Genomic DNA, 17978 nt, shown 5'->3' on the forward strand with positions numbered 1-17978 from the left:
CAATCGACAACATTGCTCAGCGCGATAAGTAGTTTTACTACAGAGAGTATCAACAAATCTCCACCCTCCGGGTGCAAAGCACCATACGGGAACCAAGCGGCAAGCCGACACTCTGTACTTCAGTCCAGTATCAGGAATAACCATGAACAAATCGCACCTTGCCACCCTGCTCGCCAGCCTGTTTGCGGTCACCGCCTGTACCCAGCAGCAAAGTGACACGGCGCAGCAGGCAGCTTCGGCCGCCATCAGCACCGCACATGCCACACTGGGCGATGCCAGCGCACCGCTGGCAACACTGCGCCAACAGGCCAGCGCCGCCGCCGGTGAAGCCCGGCAGCAAGCCGCCAAACTGGTGGCGGACAATCCGGCACTGGGGCTTGCGGTATCGGCGGTACAACAGGGAATGGGGAAAGCGACGAATGCGCTGCAATGGCAGCAGCTGGAAGCAAAAGTGGGCAGCTATCCGGCGGATATCGGCCTCTATCAACAAGGTGCGGTAGCCGAAGCACTGCGTCAGCTACTGGGCAAGAAGATGTCGGTCTTCCTGCAGAACATGCAGGTCAGCAGTCCGCTGGGCAAGGACCAGCTTCTGTTTGTCAGCGGCAACAAAGCGCATCAGGGCGGCGAGGAGATGGCCTATCTGCTGCTGGACCCAGCCAGCAAGCAGCTGGAAGTGGGTCTGGTCGAACAGGGCAGGCTGCACGTTTATCGCAGCGGCCCACCGCTGTACCGCCCAGCGGAGATCAACACCATGCTGGGCAACCTGACTGGCTAGCCCTGAACACAACACGGACCAGGCTGCCGGCCAGCAGCTTCATGCCGCCAGCCCGCGCGGCCACAAACGGCCGGTTTGCTGCATATACAGGTGATAGGCAGGTCCGGCGCGCCGCAGCATTTCACCCTCCTCGCGCCGAACGCTGCCGCGGTAACACAGCAGCAAGGCCAGCACACCGCTGGCGGCCAGCCCATCCTGCAATAGCAGCAGCTGCGCCAGCGCCGCCAGCCACAGTGCTGCATACAGGGGATGACGGATGCGCCGGTAAACACCGCCCTGGCACTGCAGCGTTCCGGCAGCTTGCAGCAGCAAATCATGCTGGCTACGCCAGAACAGCCAGCAGGCATAGGCCAGCAGCAAACTGCCGGCTGGAGCGGCCAGCGGTGCTAGCTCCAGCGGCCAATAGCGCCGCCAGCCAGTGGCCGCGGCCAGCATGGGCAGGAGCAACATGCCGGTCAGCACCGGCCAGCGCAGAATGCATTGCCCCACCACCATGCGGCTGCGCTGCTCTAATAATGGGCGGTAAGCCAGCCGTGTCAGCAGCATGACAAGCACGCCGGCAAGCTGAATGATGGACCACAGCATGCTCTGCCTCCTTGGTCTCAGTTAATAACAATGATTATCATTTACAATATCAATTGCGGCAAGCCCTATCACACCATGGCATTCCTGCTGTGCCGCCAGACGTGTCAGAATCGGCAGACAGGCCGCTGCCAGCGCAGCCAGCCTGCGTGATCACTGCATTGCAATTGCTTCCCCCCGGCAGCCGAGAAAGGTCAAGCCATGCCCAAGCGCCGTCTTGCCAGCCTGTGTGCGCTATTACTGCTTTATCTGCCGGCACAGGCCAGCGCCCTGTGTGCCAGGCCACAGCCTGCCGGCATGCAAATCCGCCCCGGACTGTGCGCCGAAGTGATTGCCAGCGGACTGAAAATGCCGCGCGGACTGGCCGTACTGCCTGATGGCCAGCTGCTGGTAACGGAAATGGTGCGCTGGGATGCCACGCAAGGCCGGGTACTGCAACTGTCCGCCACCGCCAGTGGCTGGCAGCAAAGCGTGCTGGCCAGCGGTTTTGACCGCCCGCACGGGGTGGTGCAGGGGCCGGATGGCAAGATTTATGTCGGCGAAGTGGGTCGCATCGTCCGCTTCGCCCCCGGACAGCCGCAGCAACGCGAAACCGTGGCCACCCTGCCCTTGCGCCAGCGCCACCCGCTCACCACCTTTGCCCTGGCTGGCAATGGCGATCTGTATGTCAATATCGGCAGCTCATCGGACAATTGCGAAAGTGCCAGCCCGGCCGAGCTGGCGGCAGAGCGCTGCCCGGAAAGCGAACAGGATAAAGCCGGGGTGGTCTGGCGTTATCACCTGGAGCAAGACGGCAAGGTCAGCGATCTGGGGGTATTTGCCCGTGGCCTGCGCAACAGCATGGCCCTGGGTGTGCACCCGGCCAGCGGCATTGTCTTGCAGGCAGAAAACAGCCGCGATGCCATTCATCTGAAACTGCAGCTGCCCAATGACAATGAATTGCCACACGACGAGCTCAATCTGCTGCAGGCCGGCCGGCACTATGGCTGGCCCTTCTGCTACGACAATCAGGTAGCCGCACCCGAATTCCCCGCCTATCACTGCCGCAACACCCAGCCGCCCTATTTGCTGCTGCCCGCGCATGCCGCGCCACTGGGACTGACATGGTGGCTGTCGCCAAAGGCCCCGCCACGCTTTGCCGGCTGGTTGATCGTCGGCTTTCATGGCTACCGCCAGCACGGCCACCGGCTGATGGCCTATCCGGTAGACAAACAAGGGCTGCCCAAGGGCAAACCGCTGGAGCTGATCAGCAACTGGAAAGACAGCAAAGGTCCGGGCGGCCCGGTGGAAATACGCGTGGGAGGCGATGGCGCACTCTATCTGACCGATGACCGGCACAGTCAGGTCATCCGCCTGTATGCCGCGCAGTAAGGAAACGGCGCAGCACCATGCCGGGCCAGCACCTTTCCGCAGCGCGCCAAAGCCCCTATCATCAAACCATTCCGTTTTAGCAGGCCGGCCATGAACCAGACCCAGCAGCAGCAATGGACAGCCTTGCTGTCCACCCAGCGTTTCAAGGTAGTACAGGGGGAAATCAAGCCAACCCACACCCCCGCCACCGATGAAGGCAGTGCCGGCCTGCGCAGCGATTTTCACATCGACCACGACCGGGTGGTATTTTCCAGCGCCTTTCGCCGGCTGGGCCGCAAAACCCAGGTCCACCCGCTGGCACAGAACGACCATACCCATAACCGCCTGACCCACAGCGTGGAGGTGGCCAGCGTGGGACGCAGCCTGGGCAACCGCGTGGGGGTGATGATGCAGCACGCCGGCGTGATGCCTGCCGGTTACGGCCCATTCGACATCGGCGCGGTAGTGCAGGTGGCCTGCCTGGCGCATGATATCGGCAACCCGCCCTTCGGCCACACCGGCGAGGACGCCTTGCGCGACTGGTTCCGCGACAGTCGCAATGCCCACTTCCTGCAATCGCTGGATGCCGCCCAGCAGCGCGATGTACAGACCTACGAAGGCAATGCCCACGGCCTGCGCATGCTGGCCACGCTGGAAATGTACAGCCACGAGGGCGGCATGCGGCTGACCGCTGCCGCGCTGGGTGCCCTGATCAAGTACCCGTGGACAGCGGATGCCCCCAAGGCACTGGCGCGCGACAAGTTCAACATCTACCGCACCGAGCTGCCCTATTTCGAGCGCATCGCCGAAGAACTGCGCCTGCCACGCAAGGGGCAGCTGGAATGGGGCCGCCATCCGCTGTCCTACCTGATGGAGGCGGCCGACGACATCTGCTATGCCATTCTTGATCTGGAAGATGCGGTGGAAATCGGCATTCTGGACGTGCACGAATTCGAGCGCCTGTTTGCCCGCTTTACCGAATACGAGCGGGTATGGGACATCCACGACGTCAAGCAAAAATGCGCCACCCTGCGCGGCATCGCCATCGGGCGCTGCGTGGCGGAAGTGGCCCAGAAATTCATGCTGCATCACAACTCGCTGCTGGCGGGTGAGTTCCCCGCCAAAGACCTGATCAACCTGACGGACGCCGAGGTACAGGAAGCGCTGATCCAGGCCAAGGAGCTGGCCAGTAACAAGGTCTACCGCCACCGTACCAAGCTGGTGACCGAACTGGCCTCCTACCCCTGCATGGCCACCATACTGGATGTGCTGGTCCCTGCCGTGCATGCCTACATCACCAGGGGGAGCGAGCAGCTCTCGCCGCGCCAGCACCTGGCCATGGGCCTGCTGGAACAGCACATCAAGCCGGATGACAACCTCTATCAGGCTTATATGAAGGTGCTGGATTTCGTTGGCGGGATGACCGACAACTATGCCGCCAACCTGGCGCGGGAAATCTCCGGCGTCGGCATCCTGTAATCAACCCCATCCGGACACCTCGATGCACACCACCCGCTTCTGCCTGATTCGCCATGGCGAAACCGACTGGAACCGCGAACGCCGCCTGCAAGGCCATCTGGACATCCCGCTCAACACGCAGGGCATGGCCCAGGCCGAACGGCTGGCCACTGCCCTGCAGCGCCAGCAGCTGCAATTTGCCGCCCTGCATGTCAGCGAGCTGACCCGCGCTCGCCAGACTGCCGCGGCCATCAGCCGGCAACTGGCACTACCGCTGCACACCCATGCCGCGCTCAAAGAGCGCCACTATGGTGCTTTCCAGGGACGTACTTTCGACGAAGCGCGCGAACAGATCCCGCATGTTTACCGGCTGCATCAGGAACGTGACCTGCATTTCGACCTGCAGGGCGGCGAAAGCCTGCTGGCTTTCCAGCAACGCATCATGCACTGCATGCAGCAACTGGCCACGCACCATGCCGGCCAGCAGATACTGGTGGTCAGCCATGGCGGCGTGCTGGAAATGGTTTACCGCACCGCCAGCGGCAAAGGCCTGAGTGGCGCCCGCGACTTCCCCATTCCCAATGCCGCGCTGAACTGGGTCAACTATCAGGACGGCAGCTGGCACATTGAAAAATGGGCTGATCAGGCGCATCTGGACGACAGCCTGGATGAAGTCTGAACGCGAGCAGCGACAGATTCGCCGGCATGCCGCGACAGACTGACAGCAACCCGCCAAAGGAAATAGCATGAGCACGCCCGAACAGTACAGCGACGCCGAATGGCGCGCCCGCCTCAGCCCCGAACAATATCGCGTTGCCCGCCTGGGCGGAACCGAACGCCCCTTCAGTGGCGAACACTATCCGCGCACCGAGCATGGCGACTATCACTGCGTCTGCTGCGGTAGCCTGCTGTTTCACTCCGACACCAAGTTTGACGCCGGCTGCGGCTGGCCCAGCTTCTGGGCCGAAGCAGCGGGGAACCGCATCAAGCGCTTGCGTGACACCTCGCACGGCATGATCCGGGTGGAAGTGCGCTGCGCCGACTGCGATGCCCATCTGGGCCATGTCTTTCCCGACGGGCCGGAACCGACCGGCGAGCGCTACTGTATCAATTCGGTGTGCCTGAAGTTTACTCCCACCCCCTGAATACCGGGTCTGGTCCCGTGTCAGACCAGCCGTTCATGAAAATCCGCCTCACCCTGCCGCCAGTAGGCCGCCACCCGTACGCCTTCGCGTGGCAGGGCTTTTTCTTCCAGCAGAATGCTTCTGACCTGGCGCATCAGCCCGCCCTCGCCCGCGCACCAGGCAAAGCCATTGCCCGCCGGCGCCTGCCACTGGCGCAAGGCAGCCAGCATGGCGGCTGGCTCGGTGACTTGTTGCAGCTGCCATTCTGCTTGACGCGGCACTGACCAGGCCGCCAGTGCTGCCGGGCGCAGCAGCAAGACATCGGCACGGGCCGCTGCCGGCAGCTCGGCCAGGCGACGGCGTATGGCCGGCAGGGCCGAATCATCGCCCAGCAGCAGATGCCAGTCTTGCTGCGCGGGAATGATCATCGACCCCTTGGGACCACCTATCATGGCCGTCATGCCCACGGCAGCCTGCTCCGCCCAGCTGGCGGCAGCACCGCCACCATGCAGGGCAAACTCCAGCAGCAGCACGCCCTGTTCCGCATCCCAGTGACTGGGGGTGTAGTCGCGCAACACGGTTTGGCCCCGGGCATCGGTAAAGATGAACTTGATGTGGTCATCAAAAGACTGGGACTGGAAGCCGGCCAGATCCTCCCCGCTGAAACTGATGCGGGCAAAGCCGTCGCCTGCGCGCTCGACCTTGCTGACTGTTACCTTGCGCTTGATCAGTTCATATCTGACCCGCTCGATGCGGTGTTGCGGCAAAATGCTAGACATAGTCACTCCAATTAATTGACAATATCACCTAATATGCAAAATAAAGTTGACCTTGTCAACCAAGTTGACGACACCGCCGAGCAGATTTTCGAATCCATCCACACGCTGATGCATCAGTATCGGGCCTTGCAATTTGCAGCCATCCGCGCCGACGAGCTGGGTCTGACGCATATGGAGGGCAAGGTGCTGGGCTATTTCTCCCGCCACCCGGGCGCCAGCCAGAGCGATCTGGCCCAGCACTCGGGCCGTGACAAGGCGCAGCTCACCAGACTGATTGCCCGCCTGAAGGAGGCCGGCCTGCTGCAGGCCCATGCCGACGCGCGTGACCGCCGCACGGTGCGGCTGACGCTGACGGCAGAAGGCGAGGCATTGCACGACACCTTGCGCCAGCAGGGTCGCCAGCTGGCGGCCAAAGCCATGGGCGGCATCGCGGCCGCGCAGCGCCGCGAGTTGTTGCAATTACTGCAACAGGTGAAATGCAATCTGGATCAGCCAGACTAGCCAGCTCCCCTCCGCCACGGCAGTCAGCCTGCAGCCCGTTATCCGCGCCAGGCCTTGGCTGGCGGCTGTTCTCTTGCGGCCAACCACTCCGGCTTGGCTGCTTCCTTTATTTGATACTTTTTGTTTTAAATAAATCAACTATTGCCAGTATTGATTTTCAAACCGGCGACTCCTACACTGCACTCATAATTACTTACAAATTAGTGGCTTTATTTTAAATCGTATTGCGCGATTCAAAATAAGCCGCTGTGGATGAGTGCAGGAGGTGTGTGATGAAGAAAATGATTGGCGTACTGATTGCCGTGGCCTGCCTGCAAGCCAATGTGGCCAGTGCCGACAACGGCGGCCGTATCGATGTGTCCGGGCAGATCGCCAAAAGCCCTTGTGCCATTCCTGCTAGCACCCTGCTGGCTTATGCCAGCCAGCCACGGCTGTATCAGGCCGCTCGCCTGCAGGCGTCCGGCCCTTCCTGCTCCGGCATGGACAACACCCGGTCGCTGACCCTGAGCCAGGTGCCAGGCGCAACAGCAGGCACTGGCATCGTCAATATCGTCTACAACTGACAGCGCCTGGCCGGGCGACTGTTCGCCATATAAAAAAACCAGCAGCCTGATTCCAGCTGCTGGTTTTTTCATGTGGCACGGCCCGCCATGGGCACAGTACCGAATGCTATTGATACAACATGGTGACGCTGACAATCGACTGTACGGTGCCCGGCACCATGGCCGCAGTCCGGTAGTACTCTACATAAACCGGCAGCTGCGCCATTTGCGCTTGCACATTCACCACCCGGGTATTGTTGGTGGAGTTGGCACCAATATTCAGCCCATCGCCAGCAGATGCCATATTGACCGCCACGCCCTTGGCCGTGCCGTTATTGGCAAACTCGGTAGCGATATTGCTGTCGGGCGTACCGGAAAACTTGAAAGTGGCGGTATTGACTCCGGTCGAACAATTGCTGGCGGTAATGGTGAAATAGGTCCGGCCAAAGGTGCTGCCGACACTAGGGAAATTAAAGGTGGAGGCATTGGGCAGGGTGATGCTGCGATTGACATCCGCGGCACTCAGCTGGCAGGTACCACCCGGCGTAAAGGTGACACTGCCGTTCAGCAGCTGATTAAAGTTAATCGGCACATTATTCAGGCCGCCCTTGCCATCCAGCTGGAATACCGGGTAGTTGTTGATATTGACCACGCCACTGCTGGGTGAGTTGGACGACTTCAATATCACCACCGAGTATTGCAGATTGCTGGTGACCTGCCCGCCTTGCGGCACATAGATGCCGGTATTGATGGCACCGCTGGTCTGGGTATAAGTGACGCCATTGAACAGGATGCCGATCTGCACCCCGGCTGCCAGGGTCTGGTTTTTCGGATTGACCCAGAAATAGACGTTTTCCCCCACGCTTTGCGTGCAGTACACCGAAATGCTTTGCAAGGGCGATTGCCAGATGATGGTGCCAGTGGCCGCAGTCGAGGAAATATAGACATTGTTAGGCAGCGTCAAGGTGCTGCTCAGCGGCCCGCCGGACTGGTTCAACCAGCAACCCAGCGCCTGGCTGGCATTGGGCAGCAATAACAGCAGCAAACCCAGGGCTGCGAATGTCTGTTGCAGGTACTTGCGCATATTCATAACCATTTCAGTAAGGGACGGCACGCCGCTGCGGCATGTTTCATGGCCGGGCACACGGTTCGTCGGGTGACTACTGGCATATCGCTTCCGTCTGCAGATAGCCCTTGTTCTTGCGTTCGCTGCTTGCCTGCGCCGGACGGGCATAGCTGAAGCTGCACTGCTGCCGCGCCTGCGGCCCCCAGCTCACGCGCAGCGGCTTGCCTTCCTGGCCGCGCAGGAAGGTGCGCCCACCCTGCCCCACCATGGCCAGCTCGCTGCCGTCGGCCTGCTGCACGCTGGCGCCCACCGGCAGATTGTCACCATTGGCAAGGCGCAGGCGGACAATCATCGGCTTGCCCTGCCGGGTGGGGAATTTCACCATGGCGATGGCGCCGGAGCGCGGTGCCAGCTTGCTGGAGGTTTCCTGCAATTCCACGTCTTCGCTCATGCCCTTGGGGTCGAGCGTGATGTCGTTTTGCCGGTATGGCATCAGGTTGGTGACCACGGCATAGCCGTTGTGGTTGACCCGGACACCATTGACGTTATTGACCATGGCACCTTCCGCGCCCGGAGCCTCGATCACCGCGATGGACTCGCCGAGGGACTGGGCGGCCGTGACGCCGCCAGGGTGGAACACCAGCGCACCGCTCACCCCCAGGGATTGCTGCGAGGTATTGCCCATGCTGCTGGCGCCGGCCGAGAAGGTGGCGGCCGAGGTGGCATATTGCAGATTGCCGCCACCCCCCGTGCTGCCATCCCGGCCATTGAACTGGTTGGCGCTGGCGTAGGCGTTGTAGCTGATATTGCGCATTTCGCCGGCCGAACCGCTAAGCGCCAGCTGCTCGCTGCCATTGTGCATGCTGTCGCGGGTAAGGCTGGCGGTCAGCAAGGGTGAGGTGGGCTGCTTGCCCAGCGGAATCGAGATGCTGAGCATGTACTGGGTGGTGTTGTTGTTCTGGGCGTCCTTGCTGCGCCCGGCCGACACGCTGAAGCTGCCCCATTTGTAGCTATTGGAATAGCCGGCCTGGTATAGCAGGTCGCGTCCGGGCTGATTCCAGTAATCCTGGGTGGAGCCGCTGATGAACACATGGCCCCAGCCCTCGGCCAGCGGCTGGTCGACATTAAGCTGGAACTTGTTGCGGGTGCGGTAGACCACGCTGCCCTGATTGATCAGCGCGGCATAGCTGTTGAACTCCAGATAGCCCTCGGTCGAATAGCGGTATGCCGCCACGGTGAGGTTGGTGCGGGTGGCTTCCAGCAGCTTGCTATAGGTGACGCGGTAACTCTGACCGGTCAGCTGCGCGCCCAGGCCAGCCACAGCGGGCAGATCGCGCGCTTGCGACTGGGTCACATCGGTCGCCACTGCACCAAAAGGCGTATTGACCGCCACCCCCAGCATGCCGGCCTGGTAGTGTTCGGCCGCAATCAGCCCGCCATAGAAGGTGATGGTATTGTTCAGGCCACGCTGATAGGTCGCCTGGATAAATTTGGGCTGGGTATCAAGGCTTTCATCGCGCAGCTGACCGGCGGTGATGCTGTAGCGCGACTGGCCGGTACGCAGCAACTGCGGCACCGCGGCATAGGGCACCACGAACTGGCGGGTACGGCCATCGGCTTCGGTAACCGTGACATTCAGGTCGCCGGCATAGCCGGTGTTATACAAGTCGTTGATCTGGAACTCGCCGGGCGGCACGGTGTTTTCATAGATCAGATTGCCATTCTGGCGGATGGATACACGGGCATTGGTCTCGGCCACCCCACGGACCACCGGCGCATAGCCCTGCATCGATTCCGGCAGCATGCGGTCGTCGGAATTGATCTGCACCCCGCGAAAGCCCACCGAGCTGAACAGATCGGACGGCGTAAAGCTGTCGCCCACCGTCAGCACCGATTGCCATGCCGTCAGGTCATGCTGGGCATAGGTGGAAATGCTCTGGTAATGGCGTCCGTCACCGCTCTGGTTCTGGTAGCTCTGCTGTGTCAGCGCGGCATTATGGCGCAGCCGCCACTCGCCGATGTTCAGCCCGGCATTGCTGCCCAGATAATACTGGGTGGTCTTGCCGGCGCTGCCGTTGTCATAGCGATAGGCATTGGCGTTGTAGTTGATGAAGCCGGCAAAGGGCGCACCGGCATCCCAGTATTGCGGGTCGACATAACCCCGCGCATGGCGGTGGACATATAGCTGGGGAATGCTGACATCCAGCTTCAGATCACCAGCATTGAAGCTGCTGAGCGCACCCGGCACGATGGCACCGATCTCATGGCAGGTACTGGCATCCTGCCGGGTCAGGGCATCGCTATCTGGCAGCCGGCTGAAATCCACCCCCATTTCATCCAGCTGGGCGCGGTTAAAGCAGGCCACCACCTGGTGATCATCCCGCTCGCGCAGCACGATATCGCGCCGCCCCAGCCAGCCCATATTGACGAACACATCGGCGCGATAAGTCCCAGGCAGTGCCGCGCCACTCCCGCTGAAGCGCGACAGATCCTGCGGCCGGCCATCCGGGGTTTTCCCCAGAAAAGCCGGATTGAACTGCACATCGTTCAGTGCCACAGCGCCGTCGGCCGGATTGGCCACAGCCGCCCAGGCCGCACCCGGACTGAACACGGCAAGCAGCATCAGGCTCAATGGCTTGGGCATCCAGCAGGCCGAGGCCTGCCGGCGAGGAGTTTTCATCATGGCAGCACGCTATCTGGCATGAACCCGGCCGGCACGCACGCGGTGGTGCGGCGCGGCCCGGTCCTGATTGATCAAGGTTTCAGCGGCAGGCTGTGCGCAACCGGAGCACCAAAATCATTGATGCTTTCGTAGCGCAGCACGGCCTCGCCGGCGGGACGTGCAGTCAGTCCCTTGAGCTTGAAATCGGTACTGCCACCGGGAGCGATCATGCCACCCTCGCTGCGGTATTCGTGACCACCCAGCTGGATGGCACTGAAATTGAGCGAGACATGAAAGGCACTGGCATTGCTGGCACGCAAGGCGTAGCCAGGCGTCCCCCCCAGCGGCACCAGTTGCCAGCTGAGTTTGTCGGCAGCCTCATCCGGATTACCGGGCAGGCCGGCCGGGCGATAGAACAGCTTGAGCCGGGAACGGAAAGCCACCTGCACATAGTTGTGCTGCTCATTGCTGGCCTTGGGCAGGGGCGGAATATCCAGGATGTTGAGCCAGAACACCGACTCTCGGTCTGGCGGCACGCTATCGCCGGTAAAGGTCAGGCGTACGGTCTGCGCCTTGGCCGGATCGACCCGGAAAATCGGCGGCATGATCAGGAAGGGCGCATCGGCCGTGGTGGGAAGGGACTTTTCATTGCCACGATCCGCCCATACCTGCACCAGCGCCGGATCATGGCCAACATTGTCCATCTTGATGGTGACTTCGCGATCATCCGCTTTGTAGATGATGCGGGTCCCGGTGATCACCACATTGGCCTGCGCGGCGGATGCCAGCAAGATGGCCATGACGGTGAATGCGACTGCCCCGAATTTTGCTATTTTTTTCATTCTGCACCTGCCTCAACGATTGCCCTGGCGGTCCGGGAAGGCATTCCCCAGACCACCGGGCGGGTGCTGCTTAGTTGTAAATCATCGAGTACTGCACGCTGGTATTGACGGTACCCGCGGTGGATGCACCACCGGTGGCAATGTACTGGGCGTAGTAGTTCATGGTGCCGGTCTTGTTCGGCGAACTGCCGGACAGGGTGACGGTTTGCGAATTGGCATTGGTGGCCAGGTTGATCGGCTGGAAGGTATTGTTCAGCAGCTGCACTTCCACATTGGTGGCCATGCCGGTGCCGCTGGAATTGAACAGATTGCCCGTGCTCTGGTCGACGGTGGCACCCAGTTCGAAATGGGTCTGGGCACTGGTGCCGTTGCAGTTGCTCAGGTTCAGCGCAAACGGCGTCACACCGGCAACCTGGCCGGCGGTGGCCAGCGCCGAGGTCGACACCGTCGGCAGGGTCACGGTGACATTGCTGCCACTGGTGCCGGTGATGGTGCAGGTATTGGCAGTGATCTTGCCATTGATGGTAATGGTGCCATCCGCTGCCAGTGCGCCAGCAGAGTAGATGCCCAACCCGATTACCAAGACTGAAACAATCTTTTTCATTTTGTAGAACTCCATCGCATGAACAGGGCAGTACTCTGCCCCAGACTGGACGCCAGCTCTGGCGCCCTTCCCCGCAAGCTTCCATCGCTGCTGCCTGTGGCACAGCCAGCCAGAACACTCGCAAACCACCCGCAACAGCTTGCCTACTCGCACCGGCACCTGTGGCACCTGCGGAATTAGATGATATATGTTTAAGCTGTTGTTATTTGTAATTGTAAACTCACCCTTTACGACATGAAAAGAAATTTCTTTAAAGTGTTGTAATTTTTCTTGTCAAATATGACAACAGCGCATGGCCAACAGGGTGTCTGTAGCGCAAGCCTGGTCACAACCCGCTGTTTTTTTAATCAAATACTTTTAGATACTGCTCCGCGGCAGTACGCGGCGAACGCAGGCTGCTCAGCCAGAGCGCCAGCGGCAGGCCGGCGGCCATGCAGCGGTGGGGGCAGAAACAGGCAAGACATGCAAAAAGGATGATGAAAGCAGGCAGACGGGGAAAAGGCAGGGATAACAAAAGCGTCACTTTACCGCCGCCTATATTTCGATAATAATCGAATTATGGAACTATTAACTGCAGCAGAAATCCTCGCCGCCATCGGCCATGAAACACGGCTTGCCATCTTCCGCCTGCTGGTGGAAACCGGCCCGGACGGCCTTTATGCCAGCGCGATTGGCGAACGGCTGGGCATTGCTCCGGCAACGCTGTCCTTTCACCTGTCACACCTGAGCCGGGTCGGGCTGATCGATGGCCAACGCGAAAGCCGTTTCATTCGATATGCGGCAAATTTCAGCACCATGGATGGGCTGCTCGCCTTCCTCACCAGCAACTGCTGTCAGGGGAAATCCTGCCTGCCCAGCAGGGATGGCACGGACCAAGGCAGCGAGCGCTGCTGCCAGGCACACAAGGAAAGCTGATGACAGATTGCAAAACCGTACTGGTACTGTGCAGCGGCAATGCCTGCCGTTCGCAAATGGGCGAAGCCATACTGAACCATGAGCTGGCAGGCCAGGTGCACGCCATTTCCGCCGGCACCCACCCCCAGGCACAGGTGGCGGCTGGCGCCATCGCCGCACTCGAATTGCTGGGCCTGCCAACAGCCGGGCTCTACCCCAAGGAGCTGAGCGAGGTCATGACGCAGCCTATCGATCTGGTCGTGAGCGTGTGCGACAAGGCCAACGAGTCCTGTCCGGTATTTCCGGGTGCCGTGAAACGCATTCATGTCGGTTTTCACGATCCGCATGGCGAAGCGCTGGCCAGCTTCATCCAGGTACGCGACGATATCCGCCAGCGACTGGTGCCGGCAGTACGCCACGCGCTGGGGCTGGCATGAGCACGCTGGCCAGGCGCCTGGTTGCCGAAGCGCTGGGCAGCGCCCTGCTGCTGGCCATCGTGGTGGGCTCGGGCATCATGGGCGAACGGCTGGCGGGCGGCAATGTCGCCATCGCCCTGCTGGCCAATTCGCTGGTCACCGGCTGCGGGCTGGCCGTGCTGATACTGGTATTCGGCCCGGTGTCGGCAGCCCATTTCAACCCGGCCGTCAGCCTGAGCATGGGCTGGCTGGGTGAGCTGCCCTGGCGCCATGTCATGGCCTACATGCTGGCTCAGCTCGCCGGCGCCTTGCTGGGGGTCGCACTGGCCCACGGCATGTTCGGGCTGCCAGCCTTCAGTGCATCCACCCATCTGCGCAGTGGTCCCGCGCAATGGCTCAGCGAGCTTGTCGCCACCTTCGGCCTGATCACCACCATCCTGGCTTGTGCGCGCCAGCACCGCAGCGCACTGCCCTATGCCGTGGCTGCCTATATCACCGCGGCCTACTGGTTTACCGCTTCCACCGCCTTCGCCAACCCGGCGGTAACCCTGGCGCGGGCGGCCAGCAATACCTTCGCCGGCATCCGCCTCGCCGACACGCCCGGCTTTATCGCGGCCCAGCTGCTGGGGGCTGTGCTGGCCTGCACCCTGTGTGGCTGGCTGATACCCGCGCCGGCCAGAGCTGCCGCCACGACAGGCCGCCGCACCGGCTAGGCAACCACCCTGCCGCCATGGCCGGCGGCGGGACTGCCGTTTTGCGCAGGGCATGAACTTGGCGTATCCTGACGGCCATTGATGGTGCCGGCAGCGCCGGTGAAAAGGGAATGCAGTGCAATGCTGCAACTGCCCCCGCAACTGTAATCGGTTAGGTCTTGCGCATCATGTCACTGGCTGTCCTGTCTGCATCCACCAGCAGGACACCAAGCCGGGAAGACGAGCAAGGCTGCTGGAGCCGGAAGTCAGGAGACCTGCCATCATCGTCTGTGAGCGCGCTTGTCATGCTGCCGGGGGGCGACATGCAGAGTCCGCGCCACTTTCTTTGTGGATCATCATCATGCACATCATGGAAGGCTATCTGCCGGCCAAGCACTGTCTTGCCTGGTATACCGTCTCAGCCCCCTTCTTTGCCGCCGGTGTCTGGCGCATACGCAAAATCCTGGCGGAACGCCCGCAAGCCAGAATGAATCTGGCCGCTGCCGGGGCCTTTGCCTTTGTCTTGTCCGCCCTGAAAATGCCCAGCGTCACCGGCTCCTGCTCGCACCCCACCGGCACTGGTTTTGGCGCGGTGGTATTCGGGCCTGCTGTCATGGCGGTACTGGGGGCCATGGTCTTGCTGTTCCAGGCCTTGCTGCTGGCCCATGGTGGCCTGACCACGCTCGGAGCCAATCTGTTCTCCATGGCCATCGTCGGCCCCTGGGTCAGCTATGGACTATGGAAACTGTGCCAGCGCCTTGGCTGGTCGGTGGCGGTGTCGATGTTTCTTGCCGCGGCACTGGGGGATCTGGCTACTTATGTCACCACCTCCATCCAGCTGGCGCTGGCTTACCCAGACCCGGTGGGAGGCTTCATGACTGCCGCCATCAAGTTCGGTGGCATTTTCGCGCTGACCCAAGTGCCATTGGCCATTGCCGAGGGCATGCTGACGGTGGTGGTGATGGATGCGCTGGCCGGCAAGGTGGCCGATATCAGGAAAGTCAGCATGCTTGCCGGGGAGACACGCTAATGGCCAAGTCATCCCGTAGCAAATGGCTGCTGTTGGGCAGCGTCGCGCTGGTGGTGCTGCCGCTCTTGCTGGTCGAAGGCAAGTTTGCCGGCTCGGACGACCAGGCCACCGCGGCCATTACCCACGCCAAGCCGGGCTACCAGCCCTGGTTCACCCCCATCTGGGAGCCGCCAAGCGGCGAAGTGGAAAGCCTGCTGTTTGCCTTGCAGGCTGCCATGGGTGCCGGCGTCATCGGCTATGTCATCGGCAAACGCCAGGGACTGGCCGCCCGCGATGACGCTGAGCATTGATCAATATGCGCAGCTGAGCCGCTGGCGGGAAAGGCCGGTGCTGGAAAAAGCCCTGTTGGCCATTGGCATGTTGCTGCTGGCCATCAGCCTGCCGCCCTTGCCCGGCGCGCCTTGCATCATCGTCTGCGTGCTGGGCGTGACGCTGCTGGATGCCAGGGTGCCGTTGCGACTCTGGCTGCGCCATGCCGTGATCCCTGCCGGCTTCCTGCTGACCGCCGGGCTGACCATGCTGTTTGATATCGGCCGCCACGGCCTGAGCCTGGCGCCGGCGGGCCTGTCAACGGTAGGCGGCCTGCTGCTGAGGTCTTGCGCCGGCATCTGCTGCCTGCTGCTGCTGGCCCTGACCACCCCGGTGACCGACATCCTGGCCGGCCTGCGCAGGATCGGCCTGCCGCGCGAAATCGCCGAAATCAGCCTGCTCATGTACCGGCTGGTATTTCTGCTGCTGGACACCGCCAGTGCCATGCATATCGCCCAGGCTGCGCGACTGGGCCAGCGCAATCGCAAACAACAACTGCGCTCGCTCGGCCTGCTGCTGGCCAATCTGTTTCCACGCACCATGGACCGGGCCGGCCGAATGGAAAACGGTCTGGCCGCCCGCGGCTGGAATGGCGAATTCATGGTACTGCGGCGCACCCAGCCGCTGTCGCCGTTGCGCCTGACATGGACCAGCCTGTTACTGGGTAGCGTACTGCTGGTGGGAAGCCTATTTTCATGAACACCATTCTCAGCGTCCAGCAACTAGGCCATAGCTTTCCCGGCGATATCACTGCCCTGTCGGACATCGATCTGTCCATCCGCCAGGGCCGCTGCCTGGCCTTGCTGGGGCCAAACGGCTCGGGCAAGAGCACCTTCCTGCAGCATCTGAATGGCAGTTTGCGGCCACAGCATGGCCGCGTGTTGCTGCAGCAAGAGCCGGTGAGCTACTCGCGCCAGGGACTTAACCGGCTGCGCAGCAAGGTGGGCCTGGTGCTGCAGGATGCCGATGACCAGCTGTTTGCCGCCTCGGTCTATGAAGACATCTCCTTCGGGCCCTTGAATCAGGGGCTGACAGCGGCCGAGACAGGGCAAAGGGTGGAAGCGGCAATACAGGCCATGGGCCTGGCCGGGCTGGAAAATCGCCCACCGCACATGCTGTCCGGTGGCCAAAAGAAACGGGTGGCCATTGCCGGCGCCCTGGCCATGGCGCCGCAGGTGCTGCTGCTGGATGAACCCACCGCCGGGCTGGATCACGCCGGCATTGCCCAGCTGATTGACATCCTGCAAAGCCTGATGCAGCGCGGCATCACCATCGTGTTTTCCACCCACGATGTCGATCTGGCCTGCCGCCTGGCCGATGATATCGCCCTGTTTGCCGCGGGACGGCTCATCGGCTTTGGCGAACGCAGCCGTATCTTGCTGGACCAGGCGATGTTATTGACGGCCGGACTCAGCCCCTCCCTGCTGCTGCAAATGGTGGCCTTTGCCCGGCAGCACGGCTGGCTGGCTGCAGATGCCGCCATGCCGCGCACCGACCGCGAGATCATGGATCTGATCGGAAAATGGCAGCAGGCAGCGTGTCAGCCAGCATAGACCGGATGCAGAGACGGTAACTGGCAAAACCTGCCGTCACTCCCTGCCGCAGCCGTTTGGCCACACTGGATCAGGGCAGGGTCAGCAGGCTGGACGCGATGCGCGAACCGGGCATCATCTGCGCAATGCCCTGCGCCAGCTCGGCCCCGGCCTGCTGCAAGGCTTCCAGCGGCATGGCCGGCAGGCTTTCCAGGATGAACCACATGTGCGGGTCGGCCGCGCTCAGCCGGGTTCTCACTCCTTGCCGCCAGTTCCAGCGGCGGCAGGTCACCCCTTGCTCATCACGCCACACCACTTCGCCGCGCTCGGGGGATTCCAGGGCGGGCTGGCCTTCTTTCATGGTGTCGAACGGCTCGCTGCCATCGGCCACGACCAGCCGGGGTTGGCCAATGTAAGCCGCCAGGTTTTCGCCCCCTACCGGAATGGCATAGCGCAGGCTGATGGCGTTATACAGGTCGACCACCGGATCGATGGCCGGCAGGCTGCCGTCGCGCAGCACCCGCTTGCGCAGGGCCTCGGCTGAACATGGTGTCCGCTGCGGCTTGGCACCAAAGGCGCGAAACACATCGGCCCATGCCTGCAGATGTGCATCGGCCCATGCTGCCCCGCCCGCCTGCACAAAGCGGCAGGCCTCCTGCAACTGCTGTGCGCCCAGCTCCGGCGCAAGCAGTGCTGCCGCTTCCACGCGGAGGCTGATGGCGCGGAAGCCGGGGGCAAGCGTGGCAATTTCCGGACTGATTGACGGCAAAAAGGCTGACATTGCGGTATCCTCTGGTGACTGATTCATCCCATACTAGCG

At 61.9% G+C, this 17978-nt stretch carries 21 protein-coding genes and 1 riboswitch; of the genes, 14 read left to right on the top strand and 7 right to left on the bottom strand.

Annotation, left to right across the window (positions count from 1 at the left end; translation table 11 throughout):
• Positions 1–142: 142 nt before the first annotated feature.
• The gene (locus DFR38_RS02270) at positions 143–775 is read left to right on the top strand and encodes a hypothetical protein (RefSeq protein WP_059284528.1); all 633 of its coding nucleotides are present in this window, start codon (positions 143–145) and stop codon (positions 773–775) included.
• A 39-nt stretch (positions 776–814) separates the two neighbouring features.
• Here the strand turns inward: DFR38_RS02270 and DFR38_RS02275 are convergent, their stop codons facing one another.
• Positions 815–1360 carry a hypothetical protein gene (locus tag DFR38_RS02275; RefSeq protein WP_059284529.1) on the bottom strand — a complete coding sequence of 182 codons (546 nt, stop codon included), beginning with the start codon at positions 1358–1360 and terminating at the stop codon, positions 815–817.
• A gap of 198 nt (positions 1361–1558) precedes the next feature.
• Between DFR38_RS02275 and DFR38_RS02280 the strand changes: the two genes are divergently transcribed.
• The 4 genes from DFR38_RS02280 to msrB all read left to right on the top strand — a co-directional run bounded on the left by DFR38_RS02280 (position 1559) and on the right by msrB (position 5310).
• Positions 1559–2728 carry a PQQ-dependent sugar dehydrogenase gene (locus DFR38_RS02280; protein ID WP_059284530.1) on the top strand — a complete coding sequence of 390 codons (1170 nt, stop codon included), beginning with the start codon at positions 1559–1561 and terminating at the stop codon, positions 2726–2728.
• 90 nt (positions 2729–2818) lie between these two features.
• Complete coding sequence (locus tag DFR38_RS02285) at positions 2819–4186, top strand: deoxyguanosinetriphosphate triphosphohydrolase (protein WP_110312937.1); 1368 nt, start codon at positions 2819–2821, stop codon at positions 4184–4186.
• 22 nt (positions 4187–4208) lie between these two features.
• The gene (locus tag DFR38_RS02290) at positions 4209–4844 is read left to right on the top strand and encodes a histidine phosphatase family protein (RefSeq protein WP_059284531.1); all 636 of its coding nucleotides are present in this window, start codon (positions 4209–4211) and stop codon (positions 4842–4844) included.
• Between the two features lie 67 nt (positions 4845–4911).
• The gene (gene msrB / locus DFR38_RS02295) at positions 4912–5310 is read left to right on the top strand and encodes a peptide-methionine (R)-S-oxide reductase MsrB (protein WP_059284532.1); all 399 of its coding nucleotides are present in this window, start codon (positions 4912–4914) and stop codon (positions 5308–5310) included.
• A 20-nt stretch (positions 5311–5330) separates the two neighbouring features.
• Here the strand turns inward: msrB and DFR38_RS02300 are convergent, their stop codons facing one another.
• On the bottom strand, positions 5331–6068 hold the full coding sequence (locus DFR38_RS02300) for a siderophore-interacting protein (protein ID WP_110312938.1): 738 nt from the start codon (positions 6066–6068) through the stop codon (positions 5331–5333).
• Positions 6069–6101: 33 nt separating this feature from the next.
• On the opposite strand from DFR38_RS02300, the gene DFR38_RS02305 reads away from it, so the two are divergent.
• Positions 6102–6569 carry a MarR family winged helix-turn-helix transcriptional regulator gene (locus tag DFR38_RS02305; protein WP_059284533.1) on the top strand — a complete coding sequence of 156 codons (468 nt, stop codon included), beginning with the start codon at positions 6102–6104 and terminating at the stop codon, positions 6567–6569.
• Between the two features lie 272 nt (positions 6570–6841).
• The gene (locus DFR38_RS02310; RefSeq protein ID WP_059284534.1) at positions 6842–7132 is read left to right on the top strand and encodes a hypothetical protein; all 291 of its coding nucleotides are present in this window, start codon (positions 6842–6844) and stop codon (positions 7130–7132) included.
• 106 nt (positions 7133–7238) lie between these two features.
• On the opposite strand, the gene DFR38_RS02315 is transcribed toward DFR38_RS02310, so the two are convergent.
• The 4 genes from DFR38_RS02315 to DFR38_RS02330 form a co-directional block, all read right to left on the bottom strand.
• The gene (locus DFR38_RS02315) at positions 7239–8201 is read right to left on the bottom strand and encodes a fimbrial protein (protein WP_059284535.1); all 963 of its coding nucleotides are present in this window, start codon (positions 8199–8201) and stop codon (positions 7239–7241) included.
• Between the two features lie 70 nt (positions 8202–8271).
• Positions 8272–10860 carry a fimbria/pilus outer membrane usher protein gene (locus DFR38_RS02320; RefSeq protein WP_082693251.1) on the bottom strand — a complete coding sequence of 863 codons (2589 nt, stop codon included), beginning with the start codon at positions 10858–10860 and terminating at the stop codon, positions 8272–8274.
• A 71-nt stretch (positions 10861–10931) separates the two neighbouring features.
• On the bottom strand, positions 10932–11681 hold the full coding sequence (locus DFR38_RS02325) for a fimbrial biogenesis chaperone (RefSeq protein WP_059284536.1): 750 nt from the start codon (positions 11679–11681) through the stop codon (positions 10932–10934).
• Positions 11682–11751: 70 nt separating this feature from the next.
• Positions 11752–12285: a fimbrial protein gene (locus tag DFR38_RS02330; protein WP_059284566.1), complete on the bottom strand. Its 534-nt coding sequence runs from the start codon at positions 12283–12285 to the stop codon at positions 11752–11754.
• 558 nt (positions 12286–12843) lie between these two features.
• Here DFR38_RS02330 and DFR38_RS02335 point away from each other — a divergent pair.
• The 7 genes from DFR38_RS02335 (at position 12844) to DFR38_RS02365 (ending at position 17179) form a co-directional block, all read left to right on the top strand.
• Positions 12844–13200 (top strand): ArsR/SmtB family transcription factor, encoded by a 357-nt coding sequence (locus DFR38_RS02335; RefSeq protein ID WP_059284537.1) that lies wholly within the window; start codon positions 12844–12846, stop codon positions 13198–13200.
• Positions 13200–13616 carry an arsenate reductase ArsC gene (locus tag DFR38_RS02340; protein WP_110312939.1) on the top strand — a complete coding sequence of 139 codons (417 nt, stop codon included), beginning with the start codon at positions 13200–13202 and terminating at the stop codon, positions 13614–13616. The genes DFR38_RS02335 and DFR38_RS02340 overlap by 1 nt, the downstream gene beginning before the upstream one ends.
• A complete protein-coding gene (locus tag DFR38_RS02345) occupies positions 13613–14308 on the top strand; it encodes an aquaporin (protein WP_110312940.1) in 696 nt (231 codons plus the stop codon). The genes DFR38_RS02340 and DFR38_RS02345 overlap by 4 nt, the downstream gene beginning before the upstream one ends.
• A gap of 65 nt (positions 14309–14373) precedes the next feature.
• Positions 14374–14584: riboswitch (cobalamin riboswitch) on the top strand.
• A gap of 64 nt (positions 14585–14648) precedes the next feature.
• The gene (locus DFR38_RS02350) at positions 14649–15317 is read left to right on the top strand and encodes an energy-coupling factor ABC transporter permease (protein ID WP_059286313.1); all 669 of its coding nucleotides are present in this window, start codon (positions 14649–14651) and stop codon (positions 15315–15317) included.
• Entirely contained in the window at positions 15317–15607 is a 291-nt protein-coding gene (locus DFR38_RS02355; protein WP_059286312.1) for an energy-coupling factor ABC transporter substrate-binding protein, read from the top strand. Before DFR38_RS02350 ends, DFR38_RS02355 begins: the two co-directional genes overlap by 1 nt.
• Entirely contained in the window at positions 15591–16325 is a 735-nt protein-coding gene (cbiQ, locus tag DFR38_RS02360; RefSeq protein ID WP_059286311.1) for a cobalt ECF transporter T component CbiQ, read from the top strand. The genes DFR38_RS02355 and cbiQ overlap by 17 nt, the downstream gene beginning before the upstream one ends.
• Positions 16322–17179 carry an energy-coupling factor ABC transporter ATP-binding protein gene (locus DFR38_RS02365; protein WP_059286310.1) on the top strand — a complete coding sequence of 286 codons (858 nt, stop codon included), beginning with the start codon at positions 16322–16324 and terminating at the stop codon, positions 17177–17179. The genes cbiQ and DFR38_RS02365 overlap by 4 nt, the downstream gene beginning before the upstream one ends.
• A gap of 70 nt (positions 17180–17249) precedes the next feature.
• Here DFR38_RS02365 and DFR38_RS02370 read toward each other — a convergent pair whose 3' ends face one another.
• A complete protein-coding gene (locus DFR38_RS02370) occupies positions 17250–17939 on the bottom strand; it encodes a B3/B4 domain-containing protein (protein ID WP_059286309.1) in 690 nt (229 codons plus the stop codon).
• Between the last annotated feature and the right edge of the window lie 39 nt (positions 17940–17978).

The sequence above is a fragment of the Aquitalea magnusonii genome (assembly GCF_003202035.1).
Lineage (GTDB): Bacteria > Pseudomonadota > Gammaproteobacteria > Burkholderiales > Chromobacteriaceae > Aquitalea > Aquitalea magnusonii.

Coding starts and splice junctions, on each gene's coding strand:
- DFR38_RS02355 (WP_059286312.1), top strand. CDS start 15,317: ATGGCCAAGTCATCCCGTAGCAAATGGCTGCTGTTGGGCAGCGTCGCG.
- DFR38_RS02370 (WP_059286309.1), bottom strand. CDS start 17,939: ATGTCAGCCTTTTTGCCGTCAATCAGTCCGGAAATTGCCACGCTTGCC.
- DFR38_RS02345 (WP_110312940.1), top strand. CDS start 13,613: ATGAGCACGCTGGCCAGGCGCCTGGTTGCCGAAGCGCTGGGCAGCGCC.
- DFR38_RS02350 (WP_059286313.1), top strand. CDS start 14,649: ATGCACATCATGGAAGGCTATCTGCCGGCCAAGCACTGTCTTGCCTGG.
- DFR38_RS02300 (WP_110312938.1), bottom strand. CDS start 6,068: ATGTCTAGCATTTTGCCGCAACACCGCATCGAGCGGGTCAGATATGAA.
- DFR38_RS02365 (WP_059286310.1), top strand. CDS start 16,322: ATGAACACCATTCTCAGCGTCCAGCAACTAGGCCATAGCTTTCCCGGC.
- DFR38_RS02320 (WP_082693251.1), bottom strand. CDS start 10,860: ATGATGAAAACTCCTCGCCGGCAGGCCTCGGCCTGCTGGATGCCCAAG.
- DFR38_RS02310 (WP_059284534.1), top strand. CDS start 6,842: ATGAAGAAAATGATTGGCGTACTGATTGCCGTGGCCTGCCTGCAAGCC.
- DFR38_RS02335 (WP_059284537.1), top strand. CDS start 12,844: ATGGAACTATTAACTGCAGCAGAAATCCTCGCCGCCATCGGCCATGAA.
- DFR38_RS02315 (WP_059284535.1), bottom strand. CDS start 8,201: ATGAATATGCGCAAGTACCTGCAACAGACATTCGCAGCCCTGGGTTTG.
- DFR38_RS02285 (WP_110312937.1), top strand. CDS start 2,819: ATGAACCAGACCCAGCAGCAGCAATGGACAGCCTTGCTGTCCACCCAG.
- DFR38_RS02290 (WP_059284531.1), top strand. CDS start 4,209: ATGCACACCACCCGCTTCTGCCTGATTCGCCATGGCGAAACCGACTGG.
- DFR38_RS02275 (WP_059284529.1), bottom strand. CDS start 1,360: ATGCTGTGGTCCATCATTCAGCTTGCCGGCGTGCTTGTCATGCTGCTG.
- cbiQ (WP_059286311.1), top strand. CDS start 15,591: ATGACGCTGAGCATTGATCAATATGCGCAGCTGAGCCGCTGGCGGGAA.
- msrB (WP_059284532.1), top strand. CDS start 4,912: ATGAGCACGCCCGAACAGTACAGCGACGCCGAATGGCGCGCCCGCCTC.
- DFR38_RS02305 (WP_059284533.1), top strand. CDS start 6,102: ATGCAAAATAAAGTTGACCTTGTCAACCAAGTTGACGACACCGCCGAG.
- DFR38_RS02280 (WP_059284530.1), top strand. CDS start 1,559: ATGCCCAAGCGCCGTCTTGCCAGCCTGTGTGCGCTATTACTGCTTTAT.
- DFR38_RS02270 (WP_059284528.1), top strand. CDS start 143: ATGAACAAATCGCACCTTGCCACCCTGCTCGCCAGCCTGTTTGCGGTC.
- DFR38_RS02340 (WP_110312939.1), top strand. CDS start 13,200: ATGACAGATTGCAAAACCGTACTGGTACTGTGCAGCGGCAATGCCTGC.
- DFR38_RS02330 (WP_059284566.1), bottom strand. CDS start 12,285: ATGAAAAAGATTGTTTCAGTCTTGGTAATCGGGTTGGGCATCTACTCT.
- DFR38_RS02325 (WP_059284536.1), bottom strand. CDS start 11,681: ATGAAAAAAATAGCAAAATTCGGGGCAGTCGCATTCACCGTCATGGCC.